Genomic DNA, 16,352 nt, shown 5'->3' on the forward strand with positions numbered 1-16,352 from the left:
CGATATGGGACTATCCGATTATCAAAATGCTAAAAAAATGTGTTTTTTCATTGGTATATCTCTTGCCAATTCAATTGTACGCTGCTCAAGTGGATGTCTTGCGTGAGCAGGCTATTCAAGATTATAGAGCAGGGCAAACCCAACAGGCTGTTTATCAGCTACATCAATTGTTAAAACAGTCTCCACATGATCAAAAATTGTTAGCTGATTATTTAATTGTTATGTCTAATGAAAAAAAGGATCTGACTAAACTTACAGATTTATTGGTAAATATTAATTATGTGAATTTTCCGGAATATGCAAAGCTACCTTTAATTCAAAATTTTCGAGATTTTAAATATTTTAAAATAGCGCTTGAATGGGCAAATAAGCTTAATATTCACAAAACGATTGATGGGCGCATTTTATTATCTGTTTTATATGCTGAATCGCAAGACACAGTGAATGCTAAGACTCTGTTATCTAAAATCAATATTAAAAATTTAAATGCTGATCAATTGGTACGTATTGCATATGCTTACCGTCTAATTAATTTGCCTGTAGATGCTTTAGCTACAATTGAGCATGCTTATCAGCAACAACCTAAGTCTTCATCCGTTTTACAAGAGTATGTCTATGACTTGATTGCTATTGGTGCATATAAAAAAGCTCAGCAATTACTCCAAACAAGCGAAAAAAATCAGCAAACTGCGCAATTACAGCAAACTTTACAAGTCAGTGAATTTTCTCAGCAGGTCAATAATTCAATTACCCGTTATAAATATTTAAATCGCCAAGGCTTATCAGATACAGAAAGTTTTGCTGAATTAGATAGCGTGTTAGAAAAGGGGCAAAAGTTACAACAGCAAATAAAGCCAGAAGATCCTAACTATTTAAGGTTTCACTACGATTATTTATATGCATTAGATTTTAGAGGGCGAGCGAAAGCGGTTTTAGATAATTTTACTCAATTAAGTATTCCGCTTGAGAAATTACCTGCATATGTACGTCATGCAATTGCTGATAGTTATTTAGCTGAGCAAAAGCCGAAGCAAGCTGAACTTGTTTATAAGACACTTTTAACCGAAAAAAATTATCCGGATATGATCGTCTATAGCGGGTTGTATTATTCTTATATTGAACAAGAAAAATATAAGGAAGCTGAACAGCTTTTGGCAAAAGTTGATCACCTTATTCCGACTTATAAATATAGTCAGGCAAAGGGTGTAGATAAAACGAGCCATCCTGACCGAGACGATTATATTGCTTTAAAAGGAATGCATTTAGCTTATGCAAATCATTTAGATCAAGCTGAAAAACACTTTCAAAAAACAGTAGAGCAGGCACCTGCAAATGAGAGTTTAATTAATAACCTTGCCCGTGTGGAGCGCTGGAGAGAAAAGCCTTTAGAAGCAAAAAAAACAATTTCTCGTTTAAATGGTTTAGATCCGATTGCTAAAGATACTCGCATTAATGAAATGCAAAATGCTCAGGCTTTAGGTGATATCCAGACATGGCGTAAAACAACGCAAAACTTAGTGCAGTTTTATCCCGAAGATAGTGGCGTTATTAAAAGCCGCAAAGAGTTGGATGATCGTAATAGAGCTACGATTTCACATTCAACGACTTGGGGCCAAAGTAAAGCTAATAATAGCGATTCTGTAAGTGGACAAAACGGTTTAAAAGACCGTGAGATGGAAACTCGCCTTAATAGTCCGTGGATAAAAGATAATTATCGTTTATTCGCTTGGCATCAAGATCGTTATGGCGAATACAATTTTGGCGACGTGCATAACCAGCGCTATGGTGTTGGGGGCGAATGGCAAGCCAATCGTAAGGCGTTATCTGCGATCTTGTCGCAAAGTACAGATGGCGGACAAGCTGGTGTTCGTCTTGATTGGTCACAGTGGCTAAATGATCACTGGCAGTATCAATTGCAATATAACAGTCAGGCTGATATTCCTCTACAAGCGATTGATGCAGGAGAAGATGGTCAATCTTATCGAGCTGCATTGACATGGCAAAAGGACGAATCACGTCAAATTGGCGCAAGTTACGGTTTGACTGATATTAGTGATGGCAATAAACAACAAGAATTTTCAACTTTTTGGCGTGAAAGACTATTTGCAGCGCCGCATCACATTACTTATGGCACTGTCCGTGGTTTTTTCGGCAGTAATAGCCAAGATCAAACTGCTTATTTTAGCCCAAGTTCGCATTACAGCGCAGAGTTGAACTTAAGTCATGAATGGGTGACTTGGCGTGAATATGAGCGTTCATTTAAACAGCATTTCGAGGCTGGGGTGGGCTTTTATAAACAAGCCGATTATTCCACTAAACCAACCTATTCTTTGCAGTATCAACATCAATGGCAGCTATCACGGACATGGCAACTCAATTATGGAATTGGCTGGCAATACCATCCTTACGATGGACATGGTGAACAGCATACCTATGGTATTTTCGGATTTGAAGGGCGTTTTTAATGAATAATTTATTTTCGAAAATGTTGGGCTGTGCTTTGGCCTCGACATTGTTACCTCTGCAATTTGCATATGCCCAGATAGAAAAAGATTTACCAAAAAATCATGTGGTTTCTTTAACTTTTCATGACGTCAGAGATGATGTTTTAAAAGAGGGCGATCGGGATATTTATGCAATTCAAACTAAAAATTTAGCGCAGTTCTTTGACTGGCTCAGTCAATCTGAGTGGAAGCCAATACGCTTAAAAGATATTGAAGAGGCTCGTAAGCAAGGCAAAGAGCTACCTCATAATGCCATTTTGTTAACCTTTGATGATGGTGCTTTAAGTAGCTACAGTCGTATATTTCCACTGCTTAAGCAATATCAGATTCCGGCAGTTTTTGCACTCCCAACCAGTTGGCTAAATGGTAATACAAAAGCTGGCTATGAAGCCTATGGACAAGGGAACTTGGTCAATTGGAAGCAAGTACGAGAAATGCAGGCTTCTGGCTTAGCTGAGTTTGCAAGCCATAGTGATGATTTGCATCATGGTGTGCTTGCTAACCCTCAAGGGAATGAACAACCCGCAGCAACTTCTTATATGTATTTAAAATCACAGGCACGTTACGAAACCGACGCGGAATATCAACAACGTATTTTGAACGATTTAAAAAAATCTCATGATGTCTTAAAAAAAGAATTGGGTGTAGAGCCGAAAGCGATTGTATGGCCGTATGGTGCGGTCAATCAGCAGTTAGAAAAAATAGCTCAACAAGCAGGGTTTAATTTTTCCTTTAGTTTAGGGCGTGATGGGGTGAACCAAATTAATGACGTTACCTTCAAACGCAGTCTTATGGTGGATAACTCTACAGCTGAGCAGCTATCGGAGACGTTGCTTAATATTTTGAACTCTGCAGAGAAGGATTTATATAAGCAGCCAAAACATTTTGTGAGTATGGATTTAAAGCAATTAGCTGCTTTAAGCAATACTCAGTCAGATGAAAAATTAGGGTTATTGTTATCCAAACTTTATAGCTTAAAAAACAATACGCTGATATTGAAACCTTTAGATGACCAAGATGGAGATGGACAATATGACGTTGCTTATTTCCCAACAACTCAAATGCCAGTTAAGCAAGATATTTTGAACCGTAGTTTATGGCAGGCACAAACTCGTGCAGGTCAGGCGGTTATTTTAGAACTACCTATTTATCCTCAAAAAAATAAACCGTTTTTGGTGGCAGATTTAGCTAAAGATATTGCGCGTTTTAATAGCAATTTAAGTGGTATTCAACTTAATGCTGGAACTGCTTTAAATTGTGCAATGCAAAATACAACGCTGAACGAAAGTAACTGTGTTCAACAAGTGAAGCAATTGTCACAACTGAATCAACTGACTCAAAAAGCCGCAAAGCCTTATTTGAATATGAGTAATCAGGCCCAGTTTAGTTTGTTGCTGACACCAGACTTAGAGCATATTGAGCAGTTACCAACACTTTTAAAATCACTTTTAACCCAGAATGATTTAGTGAACCTAAAATTTAATATGGTGGGTAAGCAAAAACAATTTAAACAAGCCTTAGAGCTTTTAAACACGCTTGATGCGAAATACAAGCAAAGAATTATGCTGACATTAACATTGCCAGAAAATGACCAGAAAAATGCTTGGCAAGAAGTGAAACAAGGTCTTTTTGATATTCAACGTATAGGTATTCAGAAATTTGGTGTTGATGGCTATAGCCCTAAAAATTCAAAAAGTGTTCACGAATATTTATATAACCCAATCAGCTTAAATTCCAGTTCTGTGATGTATCAGCCCTTTGTGGGTCTAGCGAATGAGGGGAAAAAGTAATGAGAGTATTACTCGATATTCTATTTGCTTTTGCCTTTTTATATCCGCTACTTATGGCGTGGACATGGATGGTAGGTGGTCTCTGGTTTTTCTTTAAACGGGAATATCATGAACAGCAATTACCTGAGCCTTCAAATGAAGGTTGCAGCATTATTATTCCTTGTTTTAATGAAGAAGCTCAAGTGCGGCAAACCATTCGTTATGCCTTGCAAACAAAATATCCAAATTTTGAAGTGATTGCTGTAAATGATGGTAGTAGTGACAGAACAGCAAAGATTCTTGATGAGTTAGCAACACAAGATACTCGTCTGAGAGTCGTGCACTTAGCAGAAAACCAAGGTAAGGCAGTTGCTTTAAGATCGGGAGTGTTAGTAAGCAAATACGAATATTTAGTTTGTATTGATGGAGATGCTTTATTACATCCTCATGCTGTACTTTGGCTCATGCAGCCGTTTTTAAAATTTCCACGTATTGGGGCTGTCACTGGTAACCCAAGAATTTTAAATCGCTCAAGTATTTTAGGGAAATTACAGGTTGGGGAGTTCTCTTCAATTATTGGATTAATTAAGCGAGCACAGCGCACGTATGGACGTATTTTTACAGTATCAGGAGTAATTGTAGCGTTTAGAAAAACAGCCCTAGCTCGGGTCGGTTTTTGGTCTGACGACAAAATTACCGAAGATATTGATATCTCTTGGAAGCTTCAGATGGACCATTGGGATATTCAATATATTCCTCAAGCACTTTGTTATATCTACATGCCTGAAACTTTTAAAGGTCTTTGGAAACAGCGTTTGCGTTGGGCACAAGGTGGGGTAGAAGTCTTATTGGAATATATTCCAAAAATGCTCAAAGTCCGCTTGCGCCGTATGTGGCCAGTCATGCTTGAAGCTTTAGTCAGTATTGTTTGGTCATATGTGATGATCTTTATTTTCTTACTTTTCTTGATTGGTCTATTTATTGAATTGCCTCAGCAGTGGCAGATCAATTCTCTAATGCCACAGTGGTATGGCGTGATATTGGGTGGAACATGTCTCATCCAATTTTTAGTCAGTTTATGGATCGATCATCGTTATGACCGTGGGCGTCTTTTTAGAAATTACTTTTGGGTAATTTGGTATCCGTTGTTTTTCTGGTTACTAACGTTATTTACCAGCGTGGTTGCGGTACCTAAAACTATATTTAACACAAAAAAACGTGCCCGCTGGGTTAGTCCCGATCGAGGCTTCCGTGGAGATAATTCATGAAAAATGAAGAAAATACTGACGTAGAAGTTTTAGACATACCTGAATATATTGATCAGCCTGAATATGTAAAAAATAAGACCGCGAACTATACCTTGCAAACAATAGGTTGGTTTTGTTTAATGTGGCTGCTTTTTCCGCTAGTGTCATTATTTCTTTGGTTTTTTGAAGGACATCTTATTTATGACTATGTGTGGGTAGATCATATTTCGGAAGTCAAAACTTTACTGCATTTACTTCTTTTAATTTGCTTAAGTGCTTTGGTTCTAATTTTATGGGCAAGTTATAACTGGCTTAGATTTCATGGTGATGATCGACGTAGTAAAGCGCCAAATAGTTCTGATGATTTATTGGCTTTTAAATTTACAGTAAGTACAGCGTCATTATCAGAATTGCAAAAAGCTCAACGTGTCATTCTGCATTATGATGAGCATGGGCATTTGCAAAAATATGATTTGAACTGAATGAAAAAAGCATGGTATTTCAACCATGCTTTTTTTATTTTCAAGAAGTTGTTCTAATAATGACATCAATGGTTTGCTGAGTGCCATCCATACTATATATAGCCGTTTGAGTAACTTTCACAATTGGCCAAGTCTGTAATTTGCAATTTGGTCTCTGTAGAGCTGCATAATAGTTATCAGATTTAAAAAATGTTTTATGGGCTTTTGCAGTATTAGGAGTCAAAAGACGCTTCAGCCATGTTTCATTTACTTGGGTTTCCAAAAAACGTAGAGCTAAGATACTTTTTACACGGTTATTAAATAGCCTCCTGTTTTTAGCAATAAGTGGATGGGTAATGAGACGATGTATACCAATTTGACTATGGGGCAAAATAAAGTGTGGTGTGATTTGAAATACAGTTACAAACTTTGCTTGTTGGCAGATTTTGTCTAAGTGTGTGACAGTTTCCTGATCCGTTCCGATAATCGCTACATTTAAATTAGAAAAATCATATGCTTTGATTGTATTTGATAAAAGAACTTGACCATTAAAAGCGTCAAAATCCTGAACTGAATTTTGAAAAGTAGCTGATTTTGCAACACTATTTTTAAGTTCAATACTCATTTTCCAAAAGTCCTTTTGGTTTTCATTTATGATGATTTTTTATCGTTTTAATATAAATAACCAAGCAAGGTAGCTGGGTAAAGTATTTTCAGATGGGTGGTTATCTCAGGCTTGGAACTGAGCCAAGCATGAGACTTTGTTTAGATATTAATGACTTGATTTTAATTGCATTAATTGAGTAAAGCTTTCTAAACGTTTATTTGTATCATAGACGTCACAAGTAAAAATAAACTCATCGACTTCATATGTAGCCAAAAGCTTTTCTAAACCTGAACGTACTGTTTCAGCAGAACCGATTTGTGCCATCTGATAGAAATTTTCAACTGAAAGTTGTTCTGCTGTGTTCCATAGTCCTTGCATTGAATTAACTGGTGGCTTGAGTTTTAAGCTTTCACCACGAATTAATCCTAAAACACGTTGGTATGCGCTTGTTGCTAGGAACTGAGCTTCTTCATCTGTATTGGCAACTACAACAGGTACGCCCATTGAGACATAAGGCTTGTCCAAATATTCAGAAGGTTCGAAATTTACACGATAAAGTTCAATCGCTTGACCAAGCATGCGTGGCGCAAAATGCGATGCAAATGAATAGGGTAATCCTAGCTTCGCAGCCAATTGTGCGCTAAATAAGCTTGAACCCAATAACCAGACAGGCACATGAGTATTTTGTCCAGGAGTGGCAGTAATTCTTTGGCCGGGTTGAGGTGCTTTAAAATATTGCAAAATCTCAACAACGTCTCTAGGAAACTGATCTTCCGTTTCCTGTTGCCCACGACGTAAGGCACGCATAGTGAGCTGATCTGTACCCGGAGCACGACCTAAACCTAGCTCAATACGATTTGGATATAAGGTTGCTAATGTACCGAATTGTTCTGCAACCACTAATGGTGCATGGTTTGGTAGCATGATACCACCTGAACCTAAACGAATGCGCTGGGTATGAGCCGCGATAAAGCCAAGTAAAACAGCAGTTGCTGAACTCGCAATTCCATCCATATTATGATGTTCTGCAAGCCAAAAACGGTCATAACCTAATTTTTCTGCATGTTGGGCGAGCTCTAATGCATGACGTAATGAAAACTCGATTGTTTTATCATCACGTATTGGAGCTAACTCCAAAATTGAAAATTTGGTGTCTTGAAGTGATCGCATGCGATATTCTCAAAAAACGTTATATCGAAATAATACGATATAAATGAGGTGATGTATATCGATTTTTTTCGATATAAATTTCACTCCCAAATAAAAAAAGCACCGCTAGGGTGCTTTTTAATATCTGTATACCAATTAGTGATGTTTATACCATCCACGGTGTAAGCCATTATCATGACGATAATAAGCGCGATCATTGTAATAACGACGGTCTTCACGATCATAGCGACGATCGTAACGGCGGTCATCTCGATCATAACGACGGTCATAACGGTCATCATAGTTACGGTCTTGACCAACTTTACGACCTAAAGCAGAACCACCAGCGGCACCTACTGCTGCACCGATATACCCACCGTTTGTACCACCCATGTTTTTACCAACGGTATAACCAGCACCACCACCTAAAGCGCCACCAATAGCCGCTTCTGTACGGTTACGACGGTCACTTGCTGCGGCTGCACCACCAGCACCACCTAAAGCAGCACCAATTGTTGCGCCAGATGTACCACCAATACTTCTACCAATTGCTGTACCGACTACACTACCTAGAGCCGAAGTTGCTGCTACACGGGTACCATTATCTGCATGTGCAACTGACACCATAGAGGTTGTTGCGATTAATGCACTTGCTAACCAAATATTCATTTTCATTTTGGAACTCCATGCTCATTTTGCTGAAGAGCAATCTTTAATATCTTGAGCTAAATGTAATTAAAAATTTCGTGAAAATTATGGAGAAGGGCAATGCCGATACAATAGTTTTGTGTCTGCTTTGTATTGGTTGTATTAAGATGTGAATAAATCATGAGCAAAAGATTTTAAGACCACAAAAATGTTAATCATAAAAAAACTCCCGAAGGTGTTTTAAGATATTCTCTTCACTATGATTAGTGACGATGACGATGTTTTTTCTTCCAGTGTTTTGAAGATCGATCATAATCACGGTCTTTAGAGATTTTATTACCTAAAGCACCACCACCTGCTGCACCTAAAGCAGCACCGATGTATCCACCGTTTGTACCACCCATGCTTTTACCAACAGTATAGCCAGCACCACCGCCTAAACCACCGCCAATTGCAGATTCTGTACGGTGACGACGATCACTAGCAACTGCTGCACCACCAGCACCACCTAAAGCAGCACCAATTGTTGCGCCAGATGTACCACCCATGCTTTTACCAATTGCAGTACCAGCAACACTACCTAAAGCTGAAGCAGCTGCTACGTGAGTTGTATTATCAGCATGTGCTACAGTCATCATAGAAGTAGCCAAAACTGCACTACATAATAAAGTATTTAATTTCATTACTTACTCCATGTCCCAAGTTGCAGGACCATATATCTTTCGTTACGGCAAATGTAACAAAACACTTCTCTTTAAATGTGGAGAACCCTCATTTGATTATTGGAGTTTAGTGTCTCGTTTGTATGCTTTCTATTAAAAACGTATGTAAAACCATCAATCTGACCGAAAAGTTGACCAATACAAATGTTTGAAAATAAGTAGTGAGCGTTTGATAGGGAAAATATCTAATTTAATGTACTTAGGAATGTTGAGAAGACTATTCTAAAGTTCAGGAATTGAAGGATTACATATGTCATTTAATCAGCATAATCTGTAAACTATGCGCTATTTTTATGATTTGGCTTATCTTCTTATATTTATCTAGATAAGTTTTTTGGACTTTTGAGATATTTCCTCTTATGAAAGCGTCACTCCGTTTACGACTTGATCAACTCTGTGATCGTCATGAAGAACTTACCGCATTGCTTGCAGATGCAGAAGTGATTTCCGATAACAAACGTTTCCGTAAACTGTCTCGTGAACATAGTGATTTAAGTGAAATTACCGAAGTTTGGGGCAAATACCGTCAAGCAGAAGAAGACATTGAAACTGCGGAAATGATGAAGTCGGACCCTGACTTTAAAGATATGGCAGAAGAAGAAATTCAGGCGAATAAAGCATTGCTTGAAGAATTAGAGAGCCAGCTCAATATTTTGATGATTCCAAAAGATCCAAATGACTCTAATGCTGCTTATTTAGAAATTCGTGCTGGAACAGGTGGTGACGAAGCTGCAATTTTCTCAGGCGATTTGTTCCGTATGTACAGCAAATATGCCGAGACACAAGGCTGGCGTATCGAAGTCCTTTCTGAAAATGAAGGCGAACATGGTGGCTTTAAAGAAGTCATTTGCCGTGTAGATGGTGATGGTGTTTATGGCCGCTTGAAGTTTGAAAGTGGTGCGCACCGCGTACAACGTGTGCCAGCGACTGAATCACAAGGTCGTGTACATACTTCAGCTTGTACAGTTGCAATTTTGCCTGAAATTGATGTTGATACTAACGTTGAAATTAACCCAGCAGATTTACGTATTGATACTTACCGTGCATCTGGTGCGGGTGGTCAGCACATTAACAAAACTGATTCGGCAGTACGTATTACGCACATCCCAACGGGTACAGTTGTTGAATGCCAAGAAGAACGTTCACAGCATAAAAACAAAGCTAAAGCGATGGCCTTGTTAGTATCACGTTTAGAAAATGCAAAACGTGCAGCAGCCGATGCAGCGACTTCTGAAATGCGCCGTGATTTAGTTGGCTCTGGTGACCGTTCTGAACGTATTCGTACGTATAACTACCCGCAAGGTCGTATGACTGATCACCGTATTAACCTAACTTTATATAAGTTAGATGCAATCATGGAAGGCGATTTAACTGAATTGCTCGATAGCTTACATCGTGAATATCAAGCAGATCAGCTTGCAATGCTTGCACAGGAAAATGGCGGCTAATGAATATTGCTCAAGCGCTTGCAATTCGTGGTGAGCCTGACAGTTATGAACGACAAGAAAATGCTTGGCTGCTTGAGCATTTTCTAAAAATCAATTCGCTTGAATTAAAGTTTAGACTTGAGCAAGAGTTAACAGCCCAGCAAGAGCAAGACTATGTAGCTGGTCTTGAACGTATCCAAAATGGTGAACCTTTAGCTTATGTGACGGGTTCACAACCATTTTGGACACTCGATTTAAAAGTAACATCTGATACTTTAGTACCACGTCCGGATACTGAGGTTTTGGTTGAAACTGTTTTAAATCTAAATTTGCCAAATAACGCAAATATTGTGGATTTGGGAACAGGGACAGGGGCAATTGCACTTGCATTAGCGAGTGAACGTCCAGATTGGCAGATAACCGCAACTGATATTTATGCGCCTACTTTAGATGTCGCAAAAGAAAATGCACAAGCTCATAATTTACAACGTGTGAAATTCGCTTGCGGCGCGTGGTTTGAGGCGCTAGAGCCACAAAAGTTTGATTTAATTGTTTCTAATCCGCCGTATATCGACCCTGAAGATGAACACATGCAAGCTTTGGCAACAGAACCGCGCCGTGCATTGGTTGCAGACCATCAGGGACTGGCTGATATTGAAATTATTATTGCTCAAGGGAAAAACTGGTTAAAACCACAAGGCTGGATTGCATTAGAGCATGGTTATGATCAGGGGCAAGCTGTTCGAGATCTTTTCACAGAGCATGGTTTTAGCCAAATTAAAACTATTCAAGATTATGGCCAAAATGATCGAGTCACTTTGGCATCATTATAAGTAAAATGGAAACTATTTAAGCGGAGCTAAGAGTAGCTTCTCGGTAAGCACCTGGGCTGATACCTGTCCATTTTTTAAAAGCACGGTGAAAAGCACTCGGGTCATGGAAATTTAAGTCTTCACTAATGTCTTGTATTGAATCATTGCTTTTACTTAAGCGTTCAATCGCAATATCACAGCGAATTTCATTTTTAATTTGCTGATAACTTACTCCTTCATGTTTGAGGCGTCGTTGAACAGTAGCTTCTGAAATATTGAGTTGCTGCGCGACATCTTTGAGTTCAGGCCATTGGGATGGGTGAAGTTTTAATAAATGACGACGAATAAGAACGCTCAAGGCATTTTCATTTTTAAAACGAACCAAAAGATTCTGTGGAGTTTGTTCTAAAAAATCATAAAGCGCTTTTTTATCTTTTTTAATTTTAATATCTAAATAGTGGGCATCAAACTCAACCTGATTTATCTCGGCATTAAATTGTATATTTTCACAGAAACGAACTAGATAATCTTGAATATCGTTTGGTTTTGAACAGCGTACAGCAATACTGTTTAAACTAATTCGCTGGTCTATTAACCAGCACATAAGCCCATGTACCAACATTAAAAAGGTTGCGTAAGTAAACATACGTTTAGGTTGTTCACGATCACGAATGACCAAATAAGCTTTTTCTTGTTCTCGAATTAACTCTCCACGCATATCATCTAAAACGAAGTTAAAAAACTTCAAAATATCGTAGAGAGCCTTTTCTAAAGTTTCAGCCGTACTGACGAGTTTTGTAAGTAATTTATAGCTGCCACGACGCATAGGGTGGCTATCCATCCCAAAAAACTCGTCATTCATGGCATTAGCAAGTTCTATCCATAATTGTGCATACGTTCCTACCGGAACACGGGCTTTGGGTGTCATGAGCAATTCAGCAGGAATGCCAGCTTTATTCAAAATGATTTGAGTATTTAGACCCTTGGCATAAGCCGCACTTAATGCTTCATGTACCAGTGCAATCGAAATTGTTCCTTTACTTAAAGAAGATTGGACAACCATGTCAAAGACTCATTTTTTTACGTATTTCAAATGAAATATTTCATATTCAAAATTTGGATTGATCAAAAGCTGCAAGCATTTTGAGGTTTTTTGAAATTGTATCGGAAAAAAACAACTTTTACTCTCACTACTAAGGTTAAAGAACATTTCTATAGGACGTTACATAATGAAAATTCAAGGAAAACATTTCGTGATTACAGGTGGTGGCTCTGGTTTAGGGGCTGCAACTGCTGAGTATTTGGTAAAGCAGGGTGCCTCAGTCACATTAGTAGACATGAATGTAGAAGCAGGTGAGCAGCAGGCGAAACAGTTAGGGCCAAAAGCTGACTTTGTAAAACTTGATGTAACCGATGAAGCAGCTGCTGAGCAATTCTTTAAAGATGTGTTGGCTAAACATGGTTATTTGCATGGTTTGGTGAACTGTGCAGGTATTGGCCCTTCTGCGAAAGTAGTTGGCCGTGAGGGCGTTCATGACTTGGGGTTATTTGCAAAGACTTTAAATATTAATGTCACAGGTACATTTAACATGCTGCGTTTTGCAGCAGATGCAATGAGTAAAAATACAGTTGAAGAAGGTGAAGAGGACCGTGGTGTCATTGTTAACACTGCGTCTGTTGCGGCATTTGATGGCCAAATTGGACAAGCAGCTTATTCTGCATCTAAAGGCGCCATTGTGGCGATGACTTTACCAATTGCTCGTGAGCTTGCGCGACATGCCATTCGTATTATGACCATTGCACCGGGAATTATGGAAACTCCAATGCTTAAGGGTATGCCGCAAAATGTACAAGATGCTTTGGGGCAAATGGTTCCGTATCCATCTCGTTTAGGAAAACCAGAAGAGTTTGCTCGTTTGGTTGCGCATATTGCTGAAAATTCCTATTTAAATGGTGAAGTTATCCGTCTAGATGGTGCAATTCGCATGGCAGCAAAATAATAAAATAAGGAGGTTGAAATGATTCTAAATGCTGAACAAAGCATGGTTCAGGAGATGATGCGTAACTATGCGCAAAATCAGTTAAAACCAACAGCTGCCCATCGCGATAAGACCCATGAATTTCCGGCTCAGGAGTTAAAAGATTTAGGTGCACTAGGCGCTATGGGAATGACTGTGCCCGATGAATGGGGCGGTGCCGGAATGGACTATGTTTCTTTGGTGCTTGCGATTGAAGAAATTGCCGCAGGTGATGGTGCTATTTCGACAATCGTCAGTGTTCAAAATTCATTGATTTGCGGTATTACACTGGCATACGGTTCAGAGCAGCAAAAACAAACCTATTTGCCAAAATTTGCCTCTGGCGAATGGCTAGGGTGCTTTTGTTTAACTGAGCCACATGTCGGTTCCGATGCGAGCGCGATTTTATGTAAAGCCGAGCGAGATGGCGACTATTGGGTGCTCAATGGTGTAAAGCAATTTATTACCAGTGGTAAAAATGCTCAAGTGGCTTTGGTGTTTGCGGTTACAGATAAACAGGCTGGCAAAAAGGGCATTTCATGCTTTCTTGTACCTACGAATACGCAAGGTTACTTGGTCACTCGTATTGAAGACAAAATGGGTCAACATGCTTCGGACACCGCAACCATTACGCTTGAAGACTGCCGGATTCCTTTAGAAAATTTGGCGGGACAAGAAGGTGAAGGTTATAAAATTGCGCTATCTAATTTAGCGGCTGGTCGTATTGGTATTGCGGCTCAATCTGTTGGTATGGCAAGAGCTGCTTTTGATGCTGCTGTCCAATACGCAAATGAACGTAAGGCCTTTGGTGTAGAACTGGTTCAGCATCAGGCGGTTGGTTTTCGCTTAGCAGATATGGCAACCCAGATTGAAGCGGCACATCAGCTGGTTTTACATGCTGCGACTTTAAAAGATGCAGAGCTACCTTGTTTAAAAGAAGCCTCAATGGCGAAACTCTTTGCATCAACTATGGCTGAGCGAGTATGTTCGGATGCAATTCAGATTCATGGCGGTTATGGCTACGTTAGTGATTTCCCTGTTGAGAGAATTTATCGTGATGTTCGTGTAAGCCAGATTTATGAAGGTGCTTCTGATATTCAGCGCTTGGTGATTGCTCGCGAAGTGGCTCAAGTTTAGATCATAAGGTATTGAGTTTTTAAACTTAAAACTGCAAGAAGCCGCATGCCATGTGCGGTTTCTTGCAATTGAAATCATGCATTTTTGCTATTAGTTTTGTTTGAAATAGATGGAAAAGTTGAAGAAATATTCTTCGAGCTTTAGCTAAAACAATAACAGTCAGGACAGATTTTGTGGCCTTACACAAAATTAATCATCAAACGGAATGAAGGTGAGCATCATGAAAACTTTGGCAGAAGCTTATCAGCAATTTGATCTTGCACAACTCATTGAAGAGCAACTTGTTGGGTACCCCCAAGCGATAAATGCTTATGTTGAGTGCTGTGAGCGTTATGTAGGAAAAAATAAAACAGCGCTCATTTGGGAAGGAAAAAACGGACAGGCAGAGCACTATACGTTCGAACAACTTGCTGAACTTTCTGGAAAACTTGCTAACTTCTTTAAAGCACAAGGAATTCAAGCTGGAGATTGTATTGCAGGACTTCTACCAAGAACGCCTGAGTTATTAATTACAATTTTGGCAGCGTGGCGTATAGGCGCTATTTATCAGCCTTTATTTACTGCCTTTGAAGCAAAATCGATTGATCACCGTATTACGACTGCTCAAACTAAATTGATTGTGACCAATGATGAACAGCGTCCTAAACTGAATACTTTAAATGTTCCGGTTATTGTCACTGTTCATCAGACTGGTCCTTTGTCTGAGCATGACTTTGATTTTTGGCAATCTTTACAACGCTATTCTGAGCAATTTGAGCCAGTTAGTCGTAGCTTTGAAGATGACTTTTTAATGATGTTTACCTCTGGTACAACTGGACTTGCGAAGTCTGTACCCGTTCCACTAAAAGCAATTTTAGCATTTAAAGGTTATATGACCCATGCTGTCGATTTGCGTGAAGAGGATATGTTCTGGAATTTAGCAGATCCGGGCTGGGCATATGGTTTGTACTATGGCATTATCGGGCCTTTAAGCTTGGGGCATAGCATTATTATGGATGAGCGTTCATTTAATGTAGATCAGGCAATAGAATTAATTAAAAAATATAAAGTAAGTAATTTAACTGGTTCGCCTACAGCATTTCGAATGTTCTTTGGGTTTAAGGAAAAATTTGACCCTTCAATTAAACAACATTTACGCGTAGTGAGTAGTGCAGGTGAGCCATTAACTCCTGAGGTTGTGAACTGGTTCAAGCAGGATTTAGAGGTCAATATTTTCGATCAATATGGCCAAACTGAGCTAGGGATGGTGATTGCAAATCATCATGCGCTTGAGCATCTATTAAAAGTAGGTTCAGCTGGTTTCGCAATTCCTGGACATCGTTTTGCGGTGTTAGACCAAAATTATCAAGAATTACCAACTGGTGGTGTGGGTATCTTGGCGATGGACTCGGAGCAATCTCCATTGATGTGGTTTAAAGGTTATGGTGGCAATAATCGAAAATCGTTTGTTGGCAAATATTATTTAACTGGTGACACGGTCACTTTAAACGAACATGGTGGCATTGATTTTGTAGGGCGTGTTGACGATGTCATTACAACCTCGGGCTATAGAGTTGGACCATTCGATGTTGAAAGTACTTTATTAGAGTGTGAGGCGGTATTAGAGTCAGCCGTAATTGGTAAGCCAGATCCAGAACGAACCGAAATAGTAAAAGCTTTTGTGGTACTTAAGCCTGCTTATCAAGCGTGTGAAACATTAAAAGATAAGTTACAGCAATATGTTCGTAACCGTTTATCTCGTCATGCGTATCCAAAAGAAATTGAGTTTGTGGATAGTCTGCCGAAAACCACGAGCGGAAAAATTCAAAGAGGATTATTGAAGCAGCAAGAAATTGCAAAAATGCAGTAAGC

The 16,352-nt window shown here is 39.1% G+C and carries 14 protein-coding genes; 9 read left to right on the forward strand and 5 right to left on the reverse strand.

All coding sequences use genetic code 11. From position 1 onward, the window contains the following. Positions 1–26: 26 nt before the first annotated feature. The 4 genes from pgaA to pgaD are packed head-to-tail and all read left to right on the forward strand — an operon-like array spanning position 27 to position 6,002. Entirely contained in the window at positions 27–2,465 is a 2,439-nt protein-coding gene (gene pgaA, locus F985_RS10810; RefSeq protein ID WP_004700846.1) for a poly-beta-1,6 N-acetyl-D-glucosamine export porin PgaA, read from the forward strand. Continuing rightward, positions 2,465–4,294, forward strand: a complete 1,830-nt coding sequence (gene pgaB, locus F985_RS10815) for a poly-beta-1,6-N-acetyl-D-glucosamine N-deacetylase PgaB (RefSeq protein ID WP_004700848.1) — start codon at positions 2,465–2,467, stop codon at positions 4,292–4,294. Before pgaA ends, pgaB begins: the two co-directional genes overlap by 1 nt. Next, positions 4,294–5,541, forward strand: a complete 1,248-nt coding sequence (gene pgaC / locus F985_RS10820; RefSeq protein ID WP_004700851.1) for a poly-beta-1,6-N-acetyl-D-glucosamine synthase — start codon at positions 4,294–4,296, stop codon at positions 5,539–5,541. Before pgaB ends, pgaC begins: the two co-directional genes overlap by 1 nt. Beyond that, entirely contained in the window at positions 5,538–6,002 is a 465-nt protein-coding gene (gene pgaD / locus F985_RS10825; RefSeq protein WP_004700853.1) for a poly-beta-1,6-N-acetyl-D-glucosamine biosynthesis protein PgaD, read from the forward strand. Before pgaC ends, pgaD begins: the two co-directional genes overlap by 4 nt. 40 nt (positions 6,003–6,042) lie before the next feature. Here pgaD and F985_RS10830 read toward each other — a convergent pair whose 3' ends face one another. From F985_RS10830 to F985_RS10845, 4 genes are all read right to left on the reverse strand, one after another. Next, positions 6,043–6,606, reverse strand: coding sequence for an NAD(P)/FAD-dependent oxidoreductase (locus tag F985_RS10830; protein WP_004700855.1), 564 nt, complete (start codon positions 6,604–6,606; stop codon positions 6,043–6,045). Between the two features lie 147 nt (positions 6,607–6,753). Further along, positions 6,754–7,758: an LLM class flavin-dependent oxidoreductase gene (locus F985_RS10835; protein ID WP_004700857.1), complete on the reverse strand. Its 1,005-nt coding sequence runs from the start codon at positions 7,756–7,758 to the stop codon at positions 6,754–6,756. Between the two features lie 135 nt (positions 7,759–7,893). Then, entirely contained in the window at positions 7,894–8,412 is a 519-nt protein-coding gene (locus F985_RS10840) for a hypothetical protein (RefSeq protein WP_004700859.1), read from the reverse strand. 236 nt (positions 8,413–8,648) lie between these two features. Further along, entirely contained in the window at positions 8,649–9,068 is a 420-nt protein-coding gene (locus F985_RS10845; RefSeq protein WP_004700861.1) for a glycine zipper domain-containing protein, read from the reverse strand. A 398-nt stretch (positions 9,069–9,466) separates the two neighbouring features. On the opposite strand from F985_RS10845, the gene prfA reads away from it, so the two are divergent. Further along, positions 9,467–10,555, forward strand: a complete 1,089-nt coding sequence (prfA, locus tag F985_RS10850; RefSeq protein ID WP_004700863.1) for a peptide chain release factor 1 — start codon at positions 9,467–9,469, stop codon at positions 10,553–10,555. Beyond that, entirely contained in the window at positions 10,555–11,367 is an 813-nt protein-coding gene (gene prmC, locus F985_RS10855) for a peptide chain release factor N(5)-glutamine methyltransferase (protein ID WP_004700865.1), read from the forward strand. Before prfA ends, prmC begins: the two co-directional genes overlap by 1 nt. A gap of 16 nt (positions 11,368–11,383) precedes the next feature. Here prmC and F985_RS10860 read toward each other — a convergent pair whose 3' ends face one another. After that, positions 11,384–12,409: an AraC family transcriptional regulator gene (locus F985_RS10860; RefSeq protein WP_004700867.1), complete on the reverse strand. Its 1,026-nt coding sequence runs from the start codon at positions 12,407–12,409 to the stop codon at positions 11,384–11,386. A 166-nt stretch (positions 12,410–12,575) separates the two neighbouring features. On the opposite strand from F985_RS10860, the gene F985_RS10865 reads away from it, so the two are divergent. The 3 genes from F985_RS10865 to F985_RS10875 all read left to right on the forward strand — a co-directional run bounded on the left by F985_RS10865 (position 12,576) and on the right by F985_RS10875 (position 16,350). Next, positions 12,576–13,346 (forward strand): 3-hydroxyacyl-CoA dehydrogenase, encoded by a 771-nt coding sequence (locus F985_RS10865; RefSeq protein WP_004700868.1) that lies wholly within the window; start codon positions 12,576–12,578, stop codon positions 13,344–13,346. Between the two features lie 18 nt (positions 13,347–13,364). Continuing rightward, positions 13,365–14,501 carry an acyl-CoA dehydrogenase family protein gene (locus F985_RS10870; RefSeq protein WP_004700869.1) on the forward strand — a complete coding sequence of 379 codons (1,137 nt, stop codon included), beginning with the start codon at positions 13,365–13,367 and terminating at the stop codon, positions 14,499–14,501. Between the two features lie 220 nt (positions 14,502–14,721). Further along, positions 14,722–16,350: an AMP-binding protein gene (locus F985_RS10875; protein ID WP_004700870.1), complete on the forward strand. Its 1,629-nt coding sequence runs from the start codon at positions 14,722–14,724 to the stop codon at positions 16,348–16,350. Positions 16,351–16,352: the final 2 nt, after the last annotated feature.

This window comes from Acinetobacter seifertii, from assembly GCF_000368065.1.
GTDB lineage: Bacteria > Pseudomonadota > Gammaproteobacteria > Pseudomonadales > Moraxellaceae > Acinetobacter > Acinetobacter seifertii.